Source organism: Pseudomonas sp. TE3899, assembly GCF_056279105.1.
The window spans coordinates 4,477,444-4,501,363 of record NZ_JBWBQR010000001.1; the positions used below are offsets into that span (position 1 = coordinate 4,477,444).

General features: G+C 58.2%; 21 protein-coding genes. 12 read left to right on the forward strand and 9 right to left on the reverse strand.

All coding sequences use genetic code 11. The features are described 5' to 3' along the window. Window positions 1–21: 21 nt before the first annotated feature. From ACZ89E_RS20365 to queC, 7 genes are all read left to right on the forward strand, one after another. Window positions 22–504: a hypothetical protein gene (locus ACZ89E_RS20365; RefSeq protein ID WP_463260560.1), complete on the forward strand. Its 483-nt coding sequence runs from the start codon at window positions 22–24 to the stop codon at window positions 502–504. Then, the gene (locus ACZ89E_RS20370) at window positions 501–1,697 is read left to right on the forward strand and encodes a beta-ketoacyl-[acyl-carrier-protein] synthase family protein (protein WP_476256332.1); all 1,197 of its coding nucleotides are present in this window, start codon (window positions 501–503) and stop codon (window positions 1,695–1,697) included. Before ACZ89E_RS20365 ends, ACZ89E_RS20370 begins: the two co-directional genes overlap by 4 nt. Further along, entirely contained in the window at window positions 1,694–2,152 is a 459-nt protein-coding gene (locus tag ACZ89E_RS20375) for a hotdog family protein (protein ID WP_149659186.1), read from the forward strand. Before ACZ89E_RS20370 ends, ACZ89E_RS20375 begins: the two co-directional genes overlap by 4 nt. Further along, window positions 2,152–2,880: a 3-oxoacyl-ACP reductase FabG gene (fabG, locus tag ACZ89E_RS20380; protein WP_149659185.1), complete on the forward strand. Its 729-nt coding sequence runs from the start codon at window positions 2,152–2,154 to the stop codon at window positions 2,878–2,880. Before ACZ89E_RS20375 ends, fabG begins: the two co-directional genes overlap by 1 nt. Continuing rightward, on the forward strand, window positions 2,880–4,106 hold the full coding sequence (locus ACZ89E_RS20385; protein ID WP_149659184.1) for a beta-ketoacyl-ACP synthase: 1,227 nt from the start codon (window positions 2,880–2,882) through the stop codon (window positions 4,104–4,106). Before fabG ends, ACZ89E_RS20385 begins: the two co-directional genes overlap by 1 nt. A 29-nt stretch (window positions 4,107–4,135) precedes the next feature. Then, a complete protein-coding gene (locus ACZ89E_RS20390; protein ID WP_149659183.1) occupies window positions 4,136–4,582 on the forward strand; it encodes an excinuclease in 447 nt (148 codons plus the stop codon). Between the two features lie 326 nt (window positions 4,583–4,908). Beyond that, window positions 4,909–5,607: a 7-cyano-7-deazaguanine synthase QueC gene (gene queC, locus ACZ89E_RS20395; protein ID WP_476256333.1), complete on the forward strand. Its 699-nt coding sequence runs from the start codon at window positions 4,909–4,911 to the stop codon at window positions 5,605–5,607. Between the two features lie 38 nt (window positions 5,608–5,645). On the opposite strand, the gene ACZ89E_RS20400 is transcribed toward queC, so the two are convergent. After that, on the reverse strand, window positions 5,646–6,518 hold the full coding sequence (locus ACZ89E_RS20400) for a queuosine precursor transporter (RefSeq protein ID WP_476256334.1): 873 nt from the start codon (window positions 6,516–6,518) through the stop codon (window positions 5,646–5,648). Beyond that, window positions 6,511–7,107, reverse strand: coding sequence for a helix-turn-helix transcriptional regulator (locus ACZ89E_RS20405; protein ID WP_476256335.1), 597 nt, complete (start codon window positions 7,105–7,107; stop codon window positions 6,511–6,513). Before ACZ89E_RS20405 ends, ACZ89E_RS20400 begins: the two co-directional genes overlap by 8 nt. A gap of 415 nt (window positions 7,108–7,522) precedes the next feature. On the opposite strand from ACZ89E_RS20405, the gene ACZ89E_RS20410 reads away from it, so the two are divergent. Further along, complete coding sequence (locus ACZ89E_RS20410) at window positions 7,523–7,906, forward strand: DUF6124 family protein (protein WP_476256336.1); 384 nt, start codon at window positions 7,523–7,525, stop codon at window positions 7,904–7,906. Window positions 7,907–7,943: 37 nt separating this feature from the next. After that, window positions 7,944–8,198: a hypothetical protein gene (locus tag ACZ89E_RS20415; RefSeq protein ID WP_133837898.1), complete on the forward strand. Its 255-nt coding sequence runs from the start codon at window positions 7,944–7,946 to the stop codon at window positions 8,196–8,198. 342 nt (window positions 8,199–8,540) lie between these two features. Here the strand turns inward: ACZ89E_RS20415 and ACZ89E_RS20420 are convergent, their stop codons facing one another. Continuing rightward, a complete protein-coding gene (locus ACZ89E_RS20420) occupies window positions 8,541–8,870 on the reverse strand; it encodes a DUF6124 family protein (RefSeq protein WP_178129119.1) in 330 nt (109 codons plus the stop codon). 350 nt (window positions 8,871–9,220) lie between these two features. Next, window positions 9,221–10,123, reverse strand: coding sequence for a LysR family transcriptional regulator (locus tag ACZ89E_RS20425; RefSeq protein ID WP_149659181.1), 903 nt, complete (start codon window positions 10,121–10,123; stop codon window positions 9,221–9,223). 167 nt (window positions 10,124–10,290) lie between these two features. On the opposite strand from ACZ89E_RS20425, the gene ACZ89E_RS20430 reads away from it, so the two are divergent. The 3 genes from ACZ89E_RS20430 to ACZ89E_RS20440 all read left to right on the forward strand — a co-directional run bounded on the left by ACZ89E_RS20430 (window position 10,291) and on the right by ACZ89E_RS20440 (window position 13,511). Next, window positions 10,291–11,520 carry an MFS transporter gene (locus ACZ89E_RS20430; protein ID WP_476257064.1) on the forward strand — a complete coding sequence of 410 codons (1,230 nt, stop codon included), beginning with the start codon at window positions 10,291–10,293 and terminating at the stop codon, window positions 11,518–11,520. Between the two features lie 78 nt (window positions 11,521–11,598). Continuing rightward, entirely contained in the window at window positions 11,599–12,870 is a 1,272-nt protein-coding gene (locus tag ACZ89E_RS20435) for an AAA family ATPase (RefSeq protein WP_476256337.1), read from the forward strand. After that, a complete protein-coding gene (locus tag ACZ89E_RS20440) occupies window positions 12,867–13,511 on the forward strand; it encodes a retron system putative HNH endonuclease (RefSeq protein ID WP_476256338.1) in 645 nt (214 codons plus the stop codon). The genes ACZ89E_RS20435 and ACZ89E_RS20440 overlap by 4 nt, the downstream gene beginning before the upstream one ends. 58 nt (window positions 13,512–13,569) lie before the next feature. Here ACZ89E_RS20440 and hemE read toward each other — a convergent pair whose 3' ends face one another. The 5 genes from hemE to aroB all read right to left on the reverse strand — a co-directional run bounded on the left by hemE (window position 13,570) and on the right by aroB (window position 23,810). Continuing rightward, entirely contained in the window at window positions 13,570–14,637 is a 1,068-nt protein-coding gene (gene hemE / locus ACZ89E_RS20445; RefSeq protein ID WP_133837894.1) for a uroporphyrinogen decarboxylase, read from the reverse strand. A gap of 145 nt (window positions 14,638–14,782) precedes the next feature. Next, window positions 14,783–16,201, reverse strand: coding sequence for an FAD-dependent oxidoreductase (locus ACZ89E_RS20450; protein ID WP_476256339.1), 1,419 nt, complete (start codon window positions 16,199–16,201; stop codon window positions 14,783–14,785). A gap of 123 nt (window positions 16,202–16,324) precedes the next feature. Next, window positions 16,325–20,770: a glutamate synthase large subunit gene (gltB, locus tag ACZ89E_RS20455; protein WP_476256340.1), complete on the reverse strand. Its 4,446-nt coding sequence runs from the start codon at window positions 20,768–20,770 to the stop codon at window positions 16,325–16,327. A gap of 351 nt (window positions 20,771–21,121) precedes the next feature. After that, window positions 21,122–22,699 (reverse strand): AAA family ATPase, encoded by a 1,578-nt coding sequence (locus ACZ89E_RS20460; protein ID WP_463259165.1) that lies wholly within the window; start codon window positions 22,697–22,699, stop codon window positions 21,122–21,124. Window positions 22,700–22,709: 10 nt separating this feature from the next. After that, window positions 22,710–23,810, reverse strand: a complete 1,101-nt coding sequence (gene aroB, locus ACZ89E_RS20465) for a 3-dehydroquinate synthase (protein WP_213940125.1) — start codon at window positions 23,808–23,810, stop codon at window positions 22,710–22,712. Window positions 23,811–23,920 lie beyond the last annotated feature (110 nt).

Genomic DNA, 23,920 nt, shown 5'->3' on the forward strand with positions numbered 1-23,920 from the left:
CCCTCGCCACAGAGATTCTCGCTGATTCGTTTCCTGCTCCTGGGTTGTGTCCTGCTGCTGAGCGCCTGCGCCAGCCGCGCCCCGCTGCCCGAGCACAGCCCGAGCCTGGCGCTGCCGCTGCAATTGCATATCCAGCGTCTGGCGGCCGACCAGCGTCAGGACTGGGTATTGGTGATTCAGCAAGAAGGCCCGGCCCTGCGTTGGTCGATGATGGATTTACTGGGCATTCCCCAGGCCCGGCAGAAGCTGATCGACGGCGCCTGGCAGGCCGACGGTCTGCTGCCGCCGAATCCGGAAGCCCGGGAGCTGTTCGCCGCGCTGTTGTTTGCGTTGACGCCGGAAGGTGAGTTGCAAAGCAATTACCCCGTCGCCTGGCAGCATGGCGCGCAACGAACCTTGCCCGAGCGCTGGGACGTCCGATATTCACGCCCGATGAGCTTTGAATTGAACCTGCCCAAAGGCCCGAAATACCAAGTCACGCCGCTGAACGGGGACACGCCATGACCGCCTGGTTGAACGCCTTGGGAGTGATCTGCGCCCTGGGTCGCGACAAACGGGAAGTCGCGCGCAACCTGTTTGCCGGCGATTGTTCCGGCATGCGCAGCGAGGCGGGCTGGGTGACGGGACGTTCATTGCCCGTGGCCGCGGTGCAGGGCGAACTCGCGCCGATTCCCCCGGAACTGGCCGACCAGCGCAGCCGCAACAATCAACTGCTGCTGGAAGCGGCGCTGCAAATTCGCCCGGACATCGAGCAAGCGATCCAGACCTACGGCCATGACCGCATCGGCATCGTATTGGGCACCAGCACCTCGGGCATCGACGAAGCCAGTCGCGGGTTGGCGCATTACATCCGTGAGCATGAATTCCCCGCCGACTACGATTATCGGCAGCAGGAACTCGGTGCACCGGCGAATTTCCTGGCCGACTGGCTGCAATTGAGCGGCCCGGCCTATGTGATTTCCACCGCCTGCACCTCCAGCGCCCGGGCCTTGATGAGTGCCCAGCGCCTGCTCGACCTGGGGTTGTGCGATGCCGTGCTGTGCGGCGGCGTCGACAGTTTGTGCACACTGACCCTCAATGGTTTTTCGGCCCTGGAAGCGGTGTCCGAGCAGCGCTGCAACCCGTTCTCGGCCAACCGCAACGGCATCAACATTGGCGAAGCGGCGGTGCTGTTCTTGATGAGCAAGCAACCGGGCGACGGCCCATCGATTGCCCTGCTCGGCAGCGGCGCCAGCTCCGACGCGCACCATATTTCTGCGCCAGAACCGACCGGCCGTGGCGCCCAGCAAGCCATGCGCAAGGCCTTGAGCCGCGCGGCCCTGGAGCCGTCGCAAATCGCTTATCTGAACCTGCACGGCACCGCCACCCAGCACAACGACGCCATGGAAAGCCTGGCGGTCGCTGCGCTGTTCCCGGACGGCGTGCCCTGTTCGTCGACCAAACCGATGACCGGCCACACCCTCGGCGCCGCCGGGGCCCTGGAAGCGGCGTTCTGCTGGTTGAGCCTGAGCGCCGATAATCCCGAGCACGCCCTGCCGCCGCACCTCTGGGACGGCCAGCCCGACCCCGACTTGCCGCCATTGAACTGGGTGACGCCGGCCCATCGCCTGGCGTCCATTGCACCCCGCTACCTGATGAGCAATTCGTTTGCCTTCGGTGGCAATAACGTCAGCCTGATTATCGGAGACGCCCCATGATTGCCTGGCCGCTCGCCGAACTGCTGCCTCACGCTGGCGACATGATCCTCATCGAGCAGATCCTGTCGTTCGATGACGAGCAGATTCACACTCGCCTCACCGTCAAACCCAATGGCCTGTTCAACCGCCCCGACGGCAGCCTGCCGGCCTGGGTCGGCATCGAACTGATGGCCCAGAGCGTCGCCGCCTACGCCGGTTGCCATGCCCGGGCCCGTGGCGATGCGGTGGAGCTGGGCTTTTTGCTCGGCACCCGCAAATTCGAATGCAACGTCGAACACTTCCCCGCCGGCACCGAGCTGACCATCCACGGCCTGCGTTCGCTGGAAGACGACAGCGGCATGGGCGTGTTCGAATGCCACATCAACGCGCCCGGCATCCACGCCACCGCCCGGCTCAACGTGTATCGCCCGCCGCAAGCGGCGCAATACCTTCAAGAAATCCAAGGAGTCGAGTGATGACTGAATTCGTACTGGTCACCGGCTCCAGCCGTGGCATCGGCCGCGCCATCGCCTTGCGCCTGGCCCAGGCCGGGCATGACATCGTGCTGCATTGCCGCAGCGGCATGGCCGAGGCGATCGCTGTTCAAGGCGAAATTCAGGCGTTGGGCCGTAATGCCCGCGTGCTGCAATTCGACGTGTCCGACCGCGCCAGTTGCAAAGCCATTCTCGAAGCCGACGTCGAAGCCCATGGTGCCTATTACGGCGTGGTGCTCAACGCCGGGCTGACCCGTGACGGTGCTTTTCCGGCCCTGAGCGAGGATGATTGGGACGTGGTGATGCGCACCAACCTCGACGGTTTCTACAACGTGTTGCACCCGGTGATGATGCCGATGATCCGTCGTCGCGCCGCCGGGCGGATAGTGTGCATCACGTCGGTGTCCGGCTTGATCGGCAACCGTGGCCAGGTCAACTACAGCGCCTCCAAGGCCGGGTTGATCGGCGCGGCGAAAGCGTTGGCGATCGAACTGGGCAAGCGCAAGATTACCGTCAACTGTGTCGCACCCGGCCTGATCGACACCGCAATGCTCGACGAAAACGTGCCGGTGGAAGAACTGATGAAAATGATCCCCGCACAACGCATGGGCACCCCCGAAGAGGTGGCCGGCGCCGTGAATTTCCTGATGTCGGCGGAAGCCTCGTACATCACCCGCCAGGTTCTGGCCGTCAATGGAGGCCTGTGCTGATGAAGCGCGTCGTCGTCACCGGCATGGCCGGCATTACTTCACTGGGCAGCGATTGGGACACCATCGCCGGCAACTTCGCGGCCAACCGCAGCGGCATTCGCCGCATGGACGAGTGGGATCGCTTCACTGAACTCAACACGCGCCTGGCTGGCCCCATCGATGATTTCAAAGTCCCGAGCCACTGGACCCGCAAACAACTGCGCAGCATGGGGCGCGTTTCGCGCCTGGCTGTGGGTGCTGCTGAGCAAGCGCTGGCCGACGCCGGGCTGTTGGGCGACGAATCGATCAAGGACGGGCGCATGGGCGTCGCTTGTGGTTCGTCCACCGGCAGCACCGACGAGATCAAGGCATTCGGCAACATGCTGCTCAACTCGGTGGCCGAAGGCCTGAACGCCAACTCCTACGTGCGGATGATGCCGCACACCACGGCAGCGAATATCAGCATCTTCTTCGGCCTCACCGGCCGGTTGATCCCGACCTCCAGCGCCTGCACCAGCGGCAGCCAGGGTATCGGCTACGCCTACGAATCGATCAAGTTCGGGCGCCTGCCGCTGATGCTCGCTGGCGGCGCCGAAGAACTGTGCCCGACCGAAGCCATGGTCTTCGACGCGCTCTACGCCACCAGCCTGAAAAACGACGCGCCGCAAACCAGCCCACGTCCGTACGACAAGGGCCGCGATGGCCTGGTGATCGGTGAAGGCGGCGGCATGCTGGTGCTCGAAGAACTGGAACACGCCCTGGCACGCGGCGCACACATCCATGCCGAACTCGTCGGTTTCGGCAGCAACGCCGACGGCCAGCACACCACCCGCCCCGAGCAGGTGACCATGCGCCGCGCGATGGAACTGGCGCTGGAAGATGCCGGTTTGCAGCCGTCGGACATTGGCTACGTCAACGGTCACGGCACGGCTACAGAACAGGGCGACATTGCCGAAACACTGGCCACCAGTGCGCTGTTCGGTGAACACATGCCGATCAGTTCGCAGAAAAGCTTCCTCGGTCACACGTTGGGTGCCTGCGGTGCGCTGGAGTCCTGGTTCAGCATCGAAATGCTCAATCGCGACCTGTACGTGCACACCTTCAACCTCGACGAGATCGACCCGCACTGCGGCAAGCTCGACTACCTGCGCGGCGAGTTCCGGCAGATGAGCAACCAATACGTGATGAACAACAACTTTGCCTTCGGCGGCGTCAACACTTCGCTGATCTTCCGCCGCTGGTCGTAACCGAACTAATCCGGGTCAAGGAGACCTCCATGCACTTCAAGAAACTCGCTACCGCCGCCACCCTGCTGATCTGCGCCCTGCCGGCCATCAGCCAGGCCCGTGACACCGCCGTGTACCTGCCCTTCGACAAAGCCGTCGCCGAAGCCACCCGCACCGGCAAAATCGATGGCAGCGTGAAGTTCTACCTGGCGGGCAACAACCCGGCCGGCAACGTCACCGTCCTTACTGCAGGCTCGGTGACCAACAAGAAAACCAACGCCTTCAACAAGACCGACACCGTGGCCTGCGAATGGGTCGCGCAATCGGCCATCATCAGCCTGCACGAGGCGGCCAAAAGCGCTGGCGCCAATGCCGTGACCAACATCGTGAGTTTCTACAAAAGCAACGAGCGTAAAGACGCCAAGAACTATGAGTGCCACGCCGGCGCGATCATGGCCGGTGTTGCGTTGAAAGGGGATTTGGTGAAGGTTCAGTAAGGCCAGATACGACAAAGGGCGCCTTTTCAGGCGCCTTTTTTTTGAGCCCGTTTTGATCGGACGCGGAGCGTTGATCGTTCCCACGCTCTGCGTGGGAATGCAGCCCGGGACGCTCCGCGTCCCTTGCCGATGCGGACGCGGAGCGTCTATCGAGGCATTTCCACGCAAGGACGTGGGACGAACATCTCGCTAGCTTCCATCCCGGTAAAAAAATGAAACAGGGAAAGCACCGTCCACGATTTCAGAAACATCCCACAGCAAGACCTTGAGCTTCCCGGTAGGGTCAAGGCCCCGGCGATCTGCCGGGATATTCCAGGGATGAAAATATGACCAGAAAGGCAGTAATTGTTTTTAGCGGCGGCCAAGACTCTACGACCTGCTTGATCCACGCCTTGCCAAACTACGATGAAATACATTGCATCACGTTTGATTATGGACAGCGCCATCGGGCGGAAATTGAAGTTGCACTTCAACTATCAGAAAAACTTGGCGTAACAGTGCACAAGGTTCTCGATGCGGCATTATTAAATGAGTTGGCGATTAGTAGTTTGACTCGCGACAATATCCCGGTTCCTGCTGCCAGATCAGAAGACAACCTGCCGAATACTTTCGTACCTGGCCGGAATATTTTGTTTTTAACGCTAGCTTCTATTTATGCATATCAAGTTGGCGCGAAAACGGTCATAACAGGTGTTTGTGAAACAGATTTTTCAGGGTATCCGGATTGCAGGGACAAATTTATCAAGGCGTTGAATAACGCAGTTGAACTGGGAATGGACTACAAGTTACGAATTGAAACCCCGCTCATGTGGTTGAACAAAGCAGAAACCTGGGCCCTAGCCGACTGCTACAAGCAGCTGGATTTGATTCGTAACCATACGCTTTCTTGTTACAACGGAATAATAGGTAGTGGGTGTAGCGCTTGCGATGCGTGCGTTCTTCGTGCGAAGGGTTTAAATGACTTCATGAAAAACAAAACAGCCATTAAGAACAGTCTAAAAGAAAAACTGGATATAACTACTTAACTATACCGCAAGGGGAGTGACCCACTCCCCTTGCGTTTTTATGCAGCCGGAACCACCGCCACGTATTTTTTGAATAAGTACCTTGCTCCGTAGGCTGGAAAAACATTAAAAACAGCGAAACACATTTTTATGGCTATCTGAATGTAAATTATGCTTAGGATTTCACTATTTGGCATAGTCCCATAAAACGCAATAGAGCAAAAAATAAAGCTATCTATTATCACCGCAAAAAATGTACTTAAAAACACCCTAAGAAACAAAAATCTTGAATTTGTCAGTTCTTTTATCTTACATAACAGGCAAGAATTCAAATACTCAGAAAAAAGAAATGAAATGGAAGACGCTATCAAAACTGAAGAAACATGACCCATAACTTCGCCAAACGGTTCATCTAGCTTCCAACCAGCCAACCCGGGTAGATAACTGGTAGTGCTCAGCAGAATAATAATGAGTGCATTACTTGCAAACGCAAATAATATGGCTTTCCTTGCGAGCCTAAATCCATAGGATTCATTCAGCAAATCGACTATCAAAAATGTTAGCGGATAGAGGAAAACACCGGGCGTGACAACAACATCAAAGCGCTCCAGATAAATAAGCTTCGTAGCTGCGACGTTTGTGAATATGTAAAGCGCAAAAAGCAAAAGATTGAGCACAACATAAGTCAACCAAGATCTTTCATGACGATCATTGACTTCATATGCAGTCAGGGCGGCTCCACCGGAGTAGAATTTCCTGTACACATCTTTAATTTCAGATCTATTTAAATTATCTAACACTTCACTCTTCAATAACTCACTTAGCTTTATTCGGATAACTTTCCCTGTAGAGATCACCATGATCACAGCAAGACTTTTGCTATTTTCAAACCCTAGAAGTTTGTACCTACTATTTTCAGCAGCATCATCCATTGAATCGTTGCTCCAATATATCTCCTACGACACCAACAACACTACAGTCGACATAAGCATTGGCGACCACAAACAACTGTTGCGTTTTCTTGTCATACACCAATTTCTCCTTGGCACTGCTCGACTGACCTTTCTTTACTATTAACAAATCCCCCGCTTCATAGAAGCCTCTGATTTCATTCTCCAAGAGCACACCTATTACATTGCAAGCTGAACCAAAATAGTAAGTAAGCGGTTGAATGGTCGCCAGCTCGCCGATTCTTTTCTCCAAACTTCTAATCAAGAGAGTTTCTTTAATTACCGGAACAGCTGCTGGATTCATATTCCCCAGCAGCGAAACATCACTCTCTATTATTTCCTTTTCTTCAAAATCAACAGTCTCTATTTCTTTGTACGACACACCAAAGAAATCAGAAATCTTGCGAATTGTAGATTGCTGAACATTCACCACCCGTCCTTCCAGAATATTATATATCGTGGTCCGGGTGAGGCCGGCGGAATTGCACAAGGATAGCTGCGTCTCTCCGCGACTCTTTATCAGATATCTAATATTATTCTTTAAGTTTTCTGTTTTTTCTTTCTTATGCATGTTTGGCCTTCACTTACACTTTCAACAAACCGCGCTTCCGAACCGAACCGAATGCACGTATCTCGCTGTGAGTACAGCATCCTATAGGGTCAATCTTTATACAAAAGCAATATCACAAACACGCTTAACAATCATTAGATATTATTTCACAAACGACACCCTGCAGGGCTGCCTGCTGATATACCCCACAACACTTATAGAAACTTCCGACAGCTATTTCTTACAGCCGATTCTTACAGAAATTACCAGACAAGAAATGAATCATTTAATTACATAGATGTTCATTTATTTGATTAATAAAAAAGAATTTTCTGGTAATAAATCTACCGCGCCACTCCTCTTTGCACGCAGCCCACCAATCTTGGCTGACGACATAGGGCTAGGTGGTTTCGTAAATTTTTAAGGGAATTCCAATATGAAAAAGATCCCCCCAGTTCCGCCGGAGTCAGCAACGCCATCTCCCGCCGATGACATCGATCTATCCAAACTCTCCGATATCACCGAACCCCTGGTCAGCGCACGCCTGCGCAATCCCAACCGCCCCGACCCGGTCAGCCATGTCTTTGCCATCCTCCCAACCGTCGACAAGGAGACTCTGCTCTGTCACGCCTGTGAAACTCTGGCATCCCTGAACGTCATGAGCACCGATCTGGCCGACGAACTGGAAAGCTCTCGCCGCAATGTGGCGCTGGCCATCCAGCAACTGGCCGCGATGGCCGAGTTGTTGGTTAACCGAGCATTGGACCTCCTGGAGTTGCCCAAAGAGCTACGCGATCCTCCACCCACCATCAACGCCTGAGCTATCGCGTACTTTTTCCAACTGGAGGTTTTTTGTCATGGATAGATACATGCCCATCACCGGCATCGACTGCACCATCGCGTCGCTGGTGATCGATACACAAGCACCGCTGGACGTATTGCACGAAACAGCGGCCTACCGCATCCGCACCGCAACTCAGCTATTGGAGAACATCGCGTTTAACGAAGGTATTCATAGCGAGCTGGCGCGGGTATTGGTGACGTCATTGCGCGATGGCTGCGATTTGATGGATGTGATCGGGCGACGATTGCAGATGCAAGTCTCTGCCTAGGATAAAAAAACGGGCGACCTGACGAGGCCGCCCGTTTTTTTCGATTACTTGCGCTGGACGTCTTATTTGATGAACGCCAGAAATGACAAAGGGCGCCTTTCGGCGCCCCTTCGCAAACAGGTCGGCTTGTCATCGCCCTTCACCTGTCTGGCTCTGCGATGGCTGGTTACCCAGGATCCTCAGAGTCTCACAAGCCCCTTTCGGGTTCGCCGTTGATTGATCGTTCCCACGCTCTGCGTGGGAATGCAGCCCGGGACGCTCCGCGTCCCTGCCGAGGCGGACGCAGAGCGTCCATTGAGGCATTCCCACGCAGGAGCGTTGGAACGATCATCTCTGTCGTTTTCAAGGTGAGTCGAAGTTGTCCAGCACCCGGTTGACCGCCAGCTCTCCCAACATGATCGACTGCTGAATCCCAAGCAGTGTGTTGCACTGCGATCCCTCCAGAAATCTCACGAAATCACTCGCCATGACATTCGCCGATGCCAGCGATTCACTCGCGTATTCCAGCAAGGTCCGGTTGTCGACTTCGGGCGCGATGAAAACGATGTTGCTGGGTTGTCGCTTGTAGAGGGGCGCTACGTTATCGGCGGACTGATTGAGCGTTTCTGCGTCCGGGGACGTGTCGAGAGATGCCGAATGACCATCCGGCGGGTTTGGTGTGTCCTTGAACATAATTCGGTCTCCAAAAAAGTGGAGCCGTCACCGAATTGCTACTAAACAAAAGGGTGGCAGCTGAACGCAGGTTAGTAGACCGGGGAGACACGAAACCGGCGCGCCCGAGAGCGCCCTGCGCACAGCTACCATCAAGCACAGGCATGGAAAATACCTGACTGTCTGGAACGCAATTACGCTTCGTGTAACCACGAGCTACTAAACCCGATCACTGATGAGCAGTGATGCGAATCAAGTTACCGATGGCCCCCAAAGCGTACAAGCCGGCGGATTCTGAGCCTGTCGTAAGCTCCGCCGCAAGGCGTTGTAGTCTTCCGGAACATAGCTTCGGAAATGTCCCACAGAGGGCATCACGATTTCAGGGGCTCCACCTTCCTCGTCAACAACTCCACAAACGCCTTCGCCATCGGCGATTTCTGATCCTTGCGCTGCACCAGCCACACCGCCGACACCGCTTCCGGATCCAGCAATGGCCGATACACCACGCCATCAATCCGCATCCGCTGGTACGACGCCGGCAGTACCGACACACCCAACCCCGCCGCTACCAACCCAATGATGGTCATCGCCTCGCCAGCCTCTTGGGCAAAGTGCGGGCTAAACCCGGCATCTCGCGCCAGGCTGAGTAGCTGGGCGTACAGACCACTGCCATAACTGCGTGGGAAAAAGACGAAAGGTTCGAGGGCAAGGGCTGACAGAAACAGGCCTTCTTCGCTGTCGTTCGCCAATGGATGCTTGGAACTGAGCACCGCCACCAGGGGCTCGCGCATCAGTTCCACCACACTGAGCGAGTCCGGCAACCCGAGCGGTCGCATGATTCCGATCTCGATTGACTCATCCACTAACGCGTCGGCGACTTGGGTGCTGCTCATCTCCCGCAAGTTCAGGTGCACAGCGGGGAAGCGCTGACGAAACGAGAAAATCGCCTGGGGGATGGTCGAGTTGAAGGGTGCCGACGAGGTGAAGCCGATTTTCAACTCGCCCAGCTCCCCGAGTTGCGCACGGCGGGCAACGTCTGCCGCTTTGTCGACTTGGGCCAGCACCAGTCGCGCCTCTTCCAGAAACAGCCGACCGGCCTCACTCAGCTCAACCCGACGATTGGTCCGCTCAAACAACCGTGCGCCAACCTCGGCTTCCAATGCCTGAATCTGCTGGCTAAGCGGCGGTTGCGAGATGCCCAGCACCTGAGCGGCCCGGCCAAAGTGCAGTTCTTCGGCGACGGCGATGAAGTAGCGCAGATGGCGTAATTCCATGAAAACTCCATTAGGTCGTTAAACGTCTTAAACAGGTCGAATAATATATTGGATTGAATCGTTAGGCGGCTATATGCTTTTTTCCATTACCTGACCGGCTGCGCCCTCCGAGGTCCGAAGTGAAAACTGCTGTCGCCCCACTCGCCCATGAAGTTCCGCCCACTGCGCTGGACGATGTCGTCGCCGAGCTGAACGAGATCTACATCGAAAAAGGCACGCCGATGTTCATGCGCACGGTGCTGGCGCTGTTCTGCGGCGGCTTCGCGACGTTCGCCCTGCTGTATTGCGTGCAGCCGATGATGCCGCTGCTGTCCCACGAGTACTCGATCAACGCGGCCCAGAGCAGCCTGATCCTGTCGGTGGCCACCGGCATGCTCGCGATTGGTCTGCTGATCACCGGCCCGATTTCCGACCGGGTCGGGCGCAAGCCGGTGATGGTGACCGCGTTGTTCGCCGCCGCCCTGTGCACCATGGCCAGCGCGATGATGCCGAGCTGGGAAGGCGTGTTGATCATGCGGGCGTTGATCGGGCTGTCGTTGAGCGGCCTGGCGGCGGTCGCCATGACTTATTTGAGCGAAGAGATTCATCCGCAGCACATTGGCTTGGCCATGGGTTTGTACATCGGCGGCAACGCGATTGGCGGGATGAGCGGACGACTGATTACTGGCGTGTTGATCGACTTCGTCAGCTGGCACACGGCGATGTTGGTGATCGGCGGTCTGGCGCTGATCGCGGCGGCTGTGTTCTGGAAGATCCTGCCCGAGTCACGCAACTTCCGCGCGCGCTCGATGCACCCGCGCAGCCTGCTCGACGGCTTCACCATGCACTTTCGCGACGCCGGCCTGCCGCTGCTGTTCCTTGAGGCTTTTGTGCTGATGGGCGCGTTCGTCACGCTGTTCAACTACATCGGCTATCGCCTGCTGGCCGCGCCTTACAACATGGACCAGGCCTTTGTCGGGCTGCTGTCGGTGGTGTACCTGTCGGGGATTTACAGCTCGGCGAAGATCGGTTCCTTAGCCGACAAACTGGGCCGCCGTAAGGTGCTGTGGGCAACGATCACCTTGATGCTCGCAGGCCTGGCGCTGACCCTGTTTACACCGCTGCCACTGGTGATCATTGGCATGCTGATCTTCACCTTCGGCTTCTTCGGCGCGCATTCGGTGGCCAGCAGCTGGATTGGGCGGCGGGCGATCAAGGCCAAGGGGCAGGCTTCTTCGCTGTATCTGTTCAGCTATTACGCCGGGTCGAGTATTGCGGGGACGGCGGGTGGAGTGTTCTGGCACCTCGGCGGGTGGAACGGGATCGGGTTGTTTATTGGCGGGTTGCTGGTGATTGCGCTGTTGGTAGCGTTGAAGCTGGCGAAGTTGCCGCCGCTGCCAGGCACCGCACAGGTCTAGCCACAACTGCGCCCTAGCGGTAATCGCGAGCCAAGGTACACTGACGGCATTCGTCAGTCTTGGTAAAGGGAAGCCAGAATGCGCCTGGACCGTCTTCACATTCAGAATTTTCGTTGCTACGAAGATGCCACTTTCGACTTTCAGCCGGGTTTCAATCTGGTGGTGGGGGTTAATGGGAGTGGGAAGACTTCGTTGTTGCAGGCGGTGGCAGTTTCATTCATCGAATTTGGCAATGCGATGAAACCTAGCCAGACCTCCCTAAAAAATGAAGACATACGTTTTGTCATAGATCGTTTTGATGGCCGAAGCCGGTACGAACGCAAATTTCCATTACTTGTGCACGGCATGGGTGACGTGTTCGAAGCAACAGAATGGGTGATGAAACGAGATGGGGAAGCCCTTCCACACCTGGTCGATTCCATTTTCGACGCTGAAAAAGACAAAGTACTTCAAAAAATCAACTTGGCTATTCAGGTCGATTTACCCGTACTCGCTTTCTACCGGTCCGATCGTCGCTGGCAAGGTGCGGGGGTAACTGCTGAGTTCGCCGCACAACATCGAGTATCGCGTTTCGACGGATACATAAACTGGTTCGACGCTGTCGCCGATCTTCGCGATTTCGAAAGTTGGTTGATCGGTAAGACGCTTGAGCGGATGCAAAATCTGCTTGATGCAAAACCTGTCTCGGTAGATTTCGAAGACGAACTCGCATGGGTCAATAGTGCTATCAAGTTTGCAGTACCCAAAGCGCGAAACTTACGCTACGACCTAAGACTGCAAAGCCTGTTGATCGATATCGACGACCAAAAAACCATTCCCTTTAACGAACTGAGTGACGGCCAACGCGGGATGGTCGCTCTCTTCGCCGATATCGCCCGCCGCATGTGCATCCTCAACCCACACATGGGTAAGGACGTCCTGAAAAACACTTCAGGCGTGGTCATCATCGATGAGCTGGATATCCACCTTCATCCAGCCTGGCAGCGCAACATTGTTCCGGCATTGAAAGAAGCCTTCCCTAAAGTCCAGTTCATCGCCGCCAGCCACTCCCCTCAAATCATCGGCAGCCTGAAACCCGAAGAAGTGATCGTGCTAAACAATGGCGACGCCTCCCACCCACGGGTCACCTATGGCCTGGATTCCAGCAGTGTTCTGGAGGAAGTCATGGGTGTTACTCAGCGCGAGCCAGAAATTGAAAAACTGCTCTCTGAGCTGTTTTCCACGCTGGAAGACAACGACCTCAAAAAAGCAAAAATCCAACTTGAGACGCTGAAGAAAAAAGCCCCTGACCTCCCAGAGTTTGCGGGCGCCGAAGCGCTGATGAGGCGCAAGGAGATCCTCGGAAAATGAAGCGAGTGCTCAAAGGAACTGAACCTGCTTCATTTACAGAATGGAAAACCTCGGCAAATGATGAGTGGAAACCCACTTATCCGACACTGCAAAACCCGCAAAAACGGGATTTGCATACCAGTTTGCTGATCGAGCAAGGGCACTTCTGTTGTTACTGCGGTAGAGAGATAGAAGCGTCCAACAGTCATATCGAGCATTTCAAGCCTCAAGAGGACTATGGAGAACTGGCGCTGGAGTATCAAAATCTCCACGCCTCCTGCATACGTGAAACCAGGCCCGGCACCCCATTGCACTGCGGCCATCGCAAGGGCAACTGGTTTGACGAAGCGCTGCATATCTCTCCAATGGATGAACGATGTGAGCTGCGCTTCCGGTATCTGAGAACTGGTGAAATCCAACCAACAGACTCTGAAGACCTCCCCGCATCGAAGATGATTGAAGTGTTGGCGCTGGATATTGCCTACCTGAACAATCGGCGTCAGAACACCATCCGGCTGCTGTTCGATGAAGAATTCATCACGCAGGCCAGTGAAGAAGACCTCAATCGTCTCGTCACCGCGATTCGATCAACCGACATCTCCGACCAAAAACCTTTCGACCACATCATCGCCCGCTACGCCGAACAACTCCTCGGCCACTAAGAACCGACACAAAAAAAACGCCCGGCACAAGCCGGGCGTTTTGGTTATCGGGCAACGATCACTCGTGATACTGCGCCGACAATTCATGCACCGCGCGCAGGAACGCGCCCGCATGCTCCGGATCAACTTCCGGGGTAATCCCGTGACCCAGGTTGAACACGTGACCACTGCCCTTGCCGTAGCTGGCAAGGATGCGGCCGACTTCGGTGCGGATGGCTTCTGGTTTGGCGTAGAGCACGGTCGGGTCCATGTTGCCTTGCAGGGCGACTTTGTTGCCGACGCGGTCGCGGGCGTTGCCGATGTCGCAGGTCCAGTCCAGGCCCAACGCATCAGCGCCAGCGTCGGCGATGCTTTCCAGCCACAGCCCCCCGCCCTTGGTGAACAGGATGACCGGCACTTTGCGGCCTTCGTGTTCGCGGATCAGGCCACTGACGATCTTGCGCATGTAGGCCAGGGAGAATTCCTGGTACGCCGCCGCCGAGAGGTTGCCGCCCCAGCTATCGAAGATCTGCACCGCTTGGGCGCCGGCCATGATCTGGCCGTTGAGGTAGCTGGTGACCGACTGAGCCAGCTTGTCCAGCAACAAGTGCAGGGCTTGCGGGTTGTCGTAGAGCATGGTTTTGGTCTTGCGGTAATCTTTCGACGAGCCGCCTTCGACCATGTAGGTGGCCAGGGTCCATGGGCTGCCGGAGAAGCCGATCAGCGGCACGCGGCCGTTCAGTTCGCGGCGGATGGTGCTGACCGCGTCCATCACGTAGCCAAGGTCTTTGTGCGGATCCGGGATCGGCAGGGCTTCGATGTCGGCCATCGTGCTGACGACTTTCTTGAAGCGTGGGCCTTCACCGGTTTCGAAGTACAGGCCTTGGCCCATGGCGTCCGGGATGGTGAGGATGTCGGAGAAGAGGATCGCCGCGTCCAGTTGCGGGTAGCGGTCGAGCGGTTGCATCGTGACTTCGCAAGCGAACTCCGGGTTCATGCACAGGCTCATGAAGTCACCGGCCTTGGCGCGGCTGGCGCGGTATTCCGGCAGGTAGCGACCGGCCTGACGCATCATCCAGACAGGCGTGACGTCTACGGGTTGCTTGAGCAGGGCGCGAAGGAAACGGTCGTTCTTCAGGGCAGTCATGTCGGCATCCGGAAAAAAAGTGCGGGCATTTTCTCAGAGCGCGACGCAGAAAGACAGCCACAAGCGGCAAGCTACAAGCCGCAAGTCTAAAAGCGCCGTTGCTTCTGACTTGCAGCTTGTAGCTTGTAGCTTGCCGCTGGCGTCGTCAGACGCCCAGGTAATCCAGGATCCCTTCGGCGGCATTGCGGCCTTCGAAGATCGCCGTCACCACCAGGTCAGAACCACGAACCATATCGCCACCGGCGAAGATTTTCGGGTTGCTGGTCTGGTGCTTGTATTTACCCTGCTCCGGGGCCACGACGCGGCCCTGGCTGTCGGTCTGGATTTCGTACTGTTCGAACCACGACGCCGGGCTTGGACGGAAACCGAACGCGATGACCACGGCGTCGGCCGGGATGATCTCTTCGGAACCCGGGATCGGCTCGGGGCTGCGACGGCCACGGGCGTCCGGTTCGCCAAGACGGGTCTCGACCACTTTCACGCCTTCGACGCGGTCTTCACCGACGATGGCGATCGGCTGGCGGTTGTAGAGGAATTTCACGCCTTCTTCCTTGGCGTTCTTCACCTCTTTGCGCGAGCCCGGCATGTTCGCTTCGTCGCGACGATACGCACAGGTCACCGACTTGGCGCCCTGGCGGATCGACGTGCGGTTGCAGTCCATCGCCGTGTCGCCGCCGCCCAGCACCACGACCTTCTTGCCTTTCATGTCGACGAAATCTTCCGGCGACTTTTCAAAGCCCAGGTTGCGGTTGACGTTGGCTATCAGGAAGTCGAGCGCGTCGTGCACGCCCGGCAGGTCCTCACCGGCAAAGCCGCCCTTCATGTAGGTGTAAGTGCCCATGCCCATAAACACGGCATCGTATTCGGCGAGCAGTTGCTCGATGGTCACGTCCTTGCCCACTTCGGTGTTGAGGCGGAACTCGATGCCCATGCCGGTGAAGACTTCGCGACGATTGCTCAGCACAGTCTTTTCCAGCTTGAACTCGGGGATGCCGAAGGTCAGCAGACCGCCGATTTCCGGGTTCTTGTCGAACACCACCGGGGTCACGCCGCCGCGCACCAGCACATCGGCACAACCCAGGCCAGCAGGGCCTGCGCCGATGATCGCAACACGCTTACCGGTCGGCTTGACCTTGGACATGTCCGGGCGCCAGCCCATGGCGAACGCGGTGTCGGTGATGTACTTCTCGACCGAACCGATGGTCACCGCACCGAAGCCGTCGTTGAGGGTGCAGGCACCCTCGCACAGACGATCCTGTGGGCACACCCGACCGCAGACTTCCGGCAGGGTGTTGGTCTGGTGCGACAGCTCGGCGGCCTGAAGGATGTTGCCCTCGGCCACCAGTTTCAGCCAGTTGGGAATGAAGTTGTGCACCGGGCACTTCCATTCGCAATACGGGTTACCGCAACCCAGGCAGCGGTGGGCCTGATCGGCCGAATGCTGGGGTTTGAAGGGTTCGTAGATTTCCACGAACTCTTTCTTGCGTTGACGCAACAGTTTCTTCTTCGGATCTTTGCGCCCGACATCGATGAATTGGAAGTCGTTGCTGAGACGTTCGGCCATCTTCAAAACCTCATAACAGCAGCGTCAAGCTACAAGCTTGAAGCTGCAAAAAATCACTCTGCAGGCACATCGCGCACTGCTGTTCGCTTGCGGCTTGAAGCTTGCCGCTTGCAGCTACGTCGATTACTGCGGACTTGCCCGCGTACTGGAGAGCAGCGACTTCAAGCTCGCCGCCTTAGGTTTGACGAGCCAGAAACGACGCAGATAGTCATCGAGGTTCTCAGCGAGGTTACGACCCCATTCGCTGTCGGTTTCCGCGACGTATTCGTCCAGCACGCGTTGCAGGTGGCTGCGATAGGCTTCCATCGCTTCGCCGCTGATCCGCTGGATTTCCACCAGTTCGTGGTTGACCCGGTCAACGAAGGAGTTGTCCTGGTCGAGCACGTAGGCGAAACCGCCGGTCATGCCTGAGCCGAAGTTGTAACCGGTTTTGCCCAGCACGCAGACGAAACCACCGGTCATGTACTCGCAGCAGTGATCGCCAGTGCCTTCCACCACGGTGTGGGCACCGGAGTTACGCACGGCGAAACGCTCGCCCGCGGTGCCAGCGGCAAACAGCTTGCCGCCAGTGGCGCCGTACAGGCAGGTGTTGCCGATGATCGCACTGTCCTGGGTTTTGTAGACGCTGCCCTTCGGCGGAACGATGACCAGTTTGCCACCGGTCATGCCTTTGCCGACGTAGTCGTTGGCGTCGCCTTCCAGGTACATGTTCAGGCCGCCGGCGTTCCACACACCGAAGCTCTGACCGGCCGTCCCTTTGAAGCGGAAGGTGATCGGCGCGTTCGCCATGCCTTGGTTGCCGTGCTTGCGGGCGATTTCACCGGAGATCCGCGCGCCGATCGAACGGTCGCAGTTGCAGATATTCAGCTCGAAATCAGCGCCGCTCTTGTCGTTGATCGCCGAGGTGGCCATGTCGACCATTTTCTCGGCCAGCAGGCCTTTGTCGAACGGTGGGTTGCGCTCGACCTGGCAGAACTGAGGCTTGTCTGCCGGGATGTGATCGCTGCCCAGCAACGGGGTCAGGTCCAGGTGTTGCTGCTTGGCGGTCTGGCCTTCGAGGATTTCCAGCAGATCGGTACGACCGATCAGCTCTTCGAGGGAGCGCACGCCCAGCTTGGCCAGCCACTCACGGGTTTCTTCGGCGACGTAGGTGAAGAAATTCACCACCATGTCGACGGTGCCGATGTAGTGATCCTTGCGCAGCTTCTCGTTCTGAGTCGCGACGCCGGTGGCGCAGTTGTTCAGGTGGCAGATGCGCAGGTATTTGCAGCCCAGGGCGATCATTGGCGCGGTGCCGAAGCCGAAGCTTTCAGCGCCGAGGATCGCAGCCTTGATCACGTCGAGGCCGGTTTTCAGGCCGCCGTCGGTCTGGACCCGGACTTTGCCGCGCAGGTCGTTGCCACGCAGGGTCTGGTGAGTTTCGGCCAGGCCGAGTTCCCACGGCGCGCCCGCGTATTTGATCGAGGTCAGTGGCGATGCACCGGTGCCGCCGTCATAGCCGGAGATGGTGATCAAGTCCGCGTAGGCCTTGGCCACACCGGCGGCGATGGTGCCGACGCCTGCTTCTGCCACCAGCTTCACCGAGACCAAAGCCTTCGGGTTGACTTGTTTCAGGTCGAAAATCAGCTGCGACAAGTCTTCGATCGAGTAGATGTCGTGGTGCGGTGGCGGCGAAATCAGGGTCACGCCCGGCACTGCGTAACGCAGCTTGGCGATCAGACCGTTGACCTTGCCCCCTGGCAGCTGACCACCCTCGCCGGGCTTGGCGCCCTGGGCGACTTTGATCTGCAGCACTTCAGCGTTGACCAGGTATTCCGGGGTCACACCGAAACGGCCAGTCGCAACCTGCTTGATTTTCGAGCTCTTGATGGTGCCGTAGCGCGCCGGGTCTTCGCCGCCTTCGCCGGAGTTGGAACGCGCACCGAGGCGGTTCATGGCTTCGGCCAGGGCTTCGTGAGCCTCAGGCGACAAGGCGCCCAACGAGATGCCAGCGGAGTCGAAGCGCTTGAGCACCGATTCCAGCGGTTCGATCTCGCTGATGTCCAGCGCCGTGTCCAGGGTCTTCACCTTGAACAGGTCGCGGATCATCGACACCGGACGGTTGTCCACCAGCGCCGTGTATTCCTTGAACTTGCTGTAGTCGCCCTGCTGCACAGCGGCTTGCAGGGTGCTGACCACGTCCGGGTTGTAAGCGTGATATTCGCCACCGTGGACGAACTTCAGCAAACCGCCCTGCTGGATAGGCTTGCGCGGGCTCCAGGCTTCGGCGGCGAGGGCTTTCTGCTCGGCTTCGATGTCGACGAAACGCGCACCCTTGATGCGGCTCGGCACGCCACGGAAGCTCAGCTCGCAGACTTCTTCGGACAGGCCAATGGCTTCGAACAACTGCGCACCGCGGTACGAAGTGATGGTCGAGATGCCCATCTTCGACAGGATCTTCAGCAGGCCTTTGGTGATGCCTTTGCGGTAGTTCTTGAACACCTCATAGAGGTCGCCCAGTACTTCACCGGTACGGATCAGGTCGCCCAGCACTTCGTAGGCCAGGAACGGATAGACCGCCGAGGCGCCGAAACCGATCAACACGGCAAAGTGGTGCGGATCGCGAGCGGTGGCGGTTTCCACGAGGATGTTGGAATCGCAGCGCAGGCCTTTTTCGGTCAGGCGGTGATGCACCGCGCCGGTGGCGAGCGAAGCGTGGATCGGCAACTTGCCCGGGGCAATGTGCCGGTCACTCAGCACCACCTGGGTACGGCCGGAGCGCACGGCTTTTTCAGCCTGATCGGCAACGTTGCGGATCGCCGCTTCGAGGCCGACGCTTTCGTCGTAGTTCAGATCGATGATCGCGCGCTCAAAGCCCGGACGATCGAGGTTCATCAGCGAACGCCACTTGGCCGGGGAAATCACCGGCGAGCTGAGGATCACGCGCGAAGCGTGTTCCGGCGACTCCTGGAAGATGTTGCGCTCGGCACCGAGGCAGATCTCCAGCGACATGACGATGGCTTCACGCAGCGGGTCGATCGGCGGGTTGGTCACCTGGGCGAACTGCTGGCGGAAATAGTCGTACGGCGTGCGCACGCGCTGGGACAGCACGGCCATCGGCGTATCGTCGCCCATCGAGCCCACGGCTTCGTAGCCTTGCTCGCCGAGCGGACGCAGCACCTGGTCGCGCTCTTCGAACGTAACCTGATACATCTTCATGTACTGCTTGAGCTGGTCGACGTCGTAGAAAGCCGAACCGTGGTCGTTGTCTTCCATGGTCGCCTGGATGCGCAGGGCATTCTTGCGCAGCCATTGCTTGTACGGATGACGGGACTTCAAGCGGTTGTCGATCGCATCGGTGTCGAGGATCTGACCGGTTTCGGTGTCCACGGCAAAGATCTGGCCCGGGCCAACGCGGCCCTTGGCGATCACGTCTTCAGGCTGGTAATTCCAGACACCGATTTCCGAGGCCAGGGTGATGAAACCGTTCTTGGTGGTGACCCAACGCGCCGGGCGCAGACCGTTACGGTCGAGCAGGCACACCGCGTAACGACCGTCGGTCATTACTACGCCGGCCGGGCCATCCCACGGTTCCATGTGCATCGAGTTGTATTCGTAGAACGCCCGCAGGTCCGGGTCCATGGTTTCGACGTTCTGCCACGCAGGCGGAATGATCATCCGCACGCCACGGAACAGGTCGATGCCGCCGGTGACCATCAGCTCGAGCATGTTGTCCATGCTCGAGGAGTCAGAACCGACACGGTTGACCAGTGGGCCGAGTTCTTCCAGGTCCATCAAGTCGTTGGTGAACTTGGTGCGACGGGCCACGGCCCAGTTGCGGTTACCGGTGATGGTGTTGATCTCGCCGTTATGGGCGAGGAAGCGGAACGGCTGCGCCAGCGGCCATTTCGGCAGGGTATTGGTCGAGAAGCGCTGGTGGAACACGCAGATCGAGGTTTGCAGGCGCTGGTCGCTGAGGTCTGGATAGAAGGCGGTCAAGTCCGCCGGCATCATCAGGCCTTTATAAATGATGGTCTTGTGCGAAAAGCTGCAGATGTAGTGATCGGCGTCGGCGGCGTTGGCCACGGACGAGCGACGACGGGAAGTGAACAGCTTGATCGCCATGTCCTGATCGCTCAGGCCTTCACCGCCGATGTACACCTGTTCGATCTGCGGCAGGCGCTCCAGGGCCAGGCGGCCGAGGACGCTGGTGTCGATCGGCACTTTGCGCCAGCCGACGAGGGTCAGGCCGGCCGCAAGGATCTCGCGGTTCATGTTTTCGCGAGCGGCTTCGGCTTTGACCGGGTCCTGGTTGAAGAAGACCATGCCCACGGCATATTGCTTGGGCAGTTCGACGCCGAAGGTTTCCTGGGCAATGGCTCGCAGGAACACGTCCGGCTTTTGAATCAGCAAGCCGCATCCGTCACCGGTCTTGCCATCGGCGTTGATCCCACCGCGGTGGGTCATGCAGGTCAGGGCCTCAATGGCCGTTTGCAAAAGGGTATGACTGGGCTCGCCCTGCATATGGGCTATCAGGCCAAAACCGCAGTTATCCTTGAATTCATCTGGTTGGTACAGACCTGCTTTCATAGACACTTTCTCACCAGGCTGCCTCTTTTCGAGGCAAATTTCTTTTCAATTCAACCACTTGCATTCCGCGCCGAACGTACGCCAGCTTAGCGGGGGCAAAAGGGTGGTCATTGTACACAGCGACACAGACGCTCACAAATTTGACGACGAACTGTCGCAAATCTATGTCGCATTTGTGAAAGGTTTAAAGCGATCTGCTGTGCTAGTCAAAACTTTTTTAATTTTGACCGCAACGACTCAAAGACTACTGTAACGCAGACACCACAAGGCACGCGGCCTCTAGGGCAGCATGCTACTTGCGGAAAATTTTGAGGTGCCGGGAGAGGCGGCCTGGGTAAGGCCGCCCAATCATCAGCGAGCTGTAGCCAGTTCCTGTTGGACGCTGGCGACGGAGCGAGGCCAAGGTTTACCAGCCTGAACCTTCGCTGGCAAGGCCTTGATGGCGGTAACGGCTGCATCGCGGTTGGCGAAGTTGCCGTAGGTGATGACGTAAAGCGGTTTGCCGTTCAGCACTTTCTTGAAATAACGGTACTCGCCGCCCTGCTCCTTGACGAAGGATTGTGCAGCGGTTTCGGAGCTGGTGCCGAGGATCTGCACCACGTAGTTGCTCGTCGGCTGCCCGGCGTACCAGGTGCCGCCGGCGGCTTTAGCGACGGTAACCGGCTTCTCGGCCGGTTTGGCGGCAACTACGGGCTTGGCCGGCGCTGGAGCCGGCTTGGCCGCTGGCGCAGGCTTGGCGGTAGCGACCTGGGTCGGTGCCGGCGCCGGTTTGGCGGCAGGCGTCGGTGCAGGGCCAGGCTGGATGCCGGTCGGCGGTGCGATGGTGGTCACGGTTGGCGGCGTGGCGCTGGAGCCTTCGACCGGCACGCCGTCGTCGCCTTCAGTGATACCACCGGCCGCTTCGGCCAGTGGGCTGCGCATGACCGGTTGCTGCTGGCCGACGAGCGGCAACGGCATCGGCTGCGTGTTACCGGCGAACTCTACCGAAGGCGCGCCCCCGGCAGCGTTAGGTTTTGGCGTGCCCAGTGGCAGTTGGGCCTGTTCGTTGGCCGGTGCGCCGGTGGTCGGTGTCTTGCTGCGGCCCGGCATCAGCCAGGCGGCGGCTACCGCGACCACGACTACGGCGGAAATCGCCAATACGTGTTTCTTCGGCATGTTGAACCCCATACTTGGACGCTTCACCGCTGTGCGGCTGGCAATCATGGCTTCGATCATCGCATCGCGGGCGACCTGGTTGATGTTGCCAGGCCAACCGTCGGAGCTTTCGTGAATATCAGAGATCTGATCCGCGGTGAAAAGTTCGATACCCCGACCGGCGCCTTCGAGACGCTGATCCAGGTATTCGCGGGTTTCTTCTTCGGTGTAGGGCTGCAATTCGATGACGTGGAAGCGCTCTTCCTCGAGGCTCAACGCCTCCAGTTGCGCAATCAGCGACGATTCGCCGAACAGGAACACATGAGGGCGACCCTCCGGTGCACCGGCGGCCAGGGCCATCAAGGCTTCGAGCGCGGACTCGTCGAGTTGCTCGGCGTCATCCACCAGCAAGTAGACTTCCTGCCCGGTCAGGGCCAGTTGCACCACCTGGGCCAGGATCGCGTTGATCTCGGCCTGGGCCACGTTCAGCGCCTGGGCGACCTGGCGCAGCACACCGGCGGCATCACCGGCACCACGGGCGGAAACCACCACGCTTTGCACGGACTGCTTGTTGGTGCTGGCCACCAGGGCCTGGCGCAACAGGGTCTTGCCGCTGCCTTGCGGGCCAGTGACCACCAGCAGCAACTGGCTGTAACGCGCCAGGTGATGCAGTTGCCCCAGCACCGGTTTGCGCTGGGCCGGGAAAAATTTGAAGCCAGGCACCCGTGGAGCAAAAGGGTCATGACTTAACTGGAAATGGCCGAGGAAAGCCTCGTCGGCATGCAAACTAGTCATCGGGATCTTATTAACCTTTAAGCTGAGCCAGGGCGCGGTAATCCGCTCCCAGCGTGGCCTGTAGAACCTCTTTCGGATAATCGTCGGTCACCACTGCTTCGCCCATGTGGCGCAGCAGCACCAGGCGCAAACGACCGTCGATCACTTTCTTGTCAATTGCCATGTGTTCGAGAAAATCGGCTTCGGTCATCTCTTCTGGCGGGACGACCGGCAGACCGGCACGCTGGAACAGGCGAATACCACGATCTCGCTCCTGTTCGCTGATCCAGCCCAGGCGCGCGGACATTTCCAGCGCCATTACGGTGCCAGCAGCGACCGCCTCACCATGTAGCCACACACCATAGCCCATGTGGGTTTCGATGGCGTGGCCGAAGGTGTGACCCAGGTTCAACGTGGCGCGCACGCCGGTTTCCTTTTCGTCGGCGCCTACCACTTCAGCCTTGGCCTCGCAGGAGCGCTTGATGGCGTATGTCAGGGCGACCTGATCCAGGGCGCGCAGGCGATCGACGTTTTCTTCGAGCCAGGTCAGGAACGGCTCATCGCAGATCAGCCCGTACTTGATAACTTCGGCGAGGCCCGCAGACAGTTCGCGAGCCGGCAAGGTATTGAGCGTCGCGGTATCGATCAGCACCACATTGGGCTGATAGAAGGCGCCCACCATGTTTTTGCCCAGGGGATGGTTGATCCCGGTCTTGCCGCCCACCGACGAGTCGACTTGCGACAGCAGCGTGGTCGGCACCTGAATGAAGTCCACGCCGCGCTGGTAGCAGGCGGCAGCAAAACCGGCCATGTCACCGATCACGCCGCCACCGAGGGCGATCACCGTGGTGCGGCGGTCGTGCCGGGCGGTCAACAGACCGTCGAAAATCAGTTGCAGGGTTTCCCAGGTCTTGAAGGCTTCGCCGTCGGGCAGCACCACCGAGACAACTGAAAACTGTGCGAGGCTTTTGGTCAGACGTTCGAGATAGAGCGGCGCCACGGTCTCATTGGAAATGATTGCCACTTGCCGTCCGCGAACGTGCGGGGCCAGCAATTCGGGCTGATCCAACAAACCTTCGCCAATATGAATCGGGTAGCTGCGCTCGCCTAGATCGACCTTGAGTGTCTGCATGTGTCCCCACAGTGAAGATGGAATCAGGCGTCCTGCCTTGAGTTAACGAATGTGCGCGGCGCCTGCTGGTGTGACGCCATTTGATAGCCATCCGCCACAACCTCGGGCGG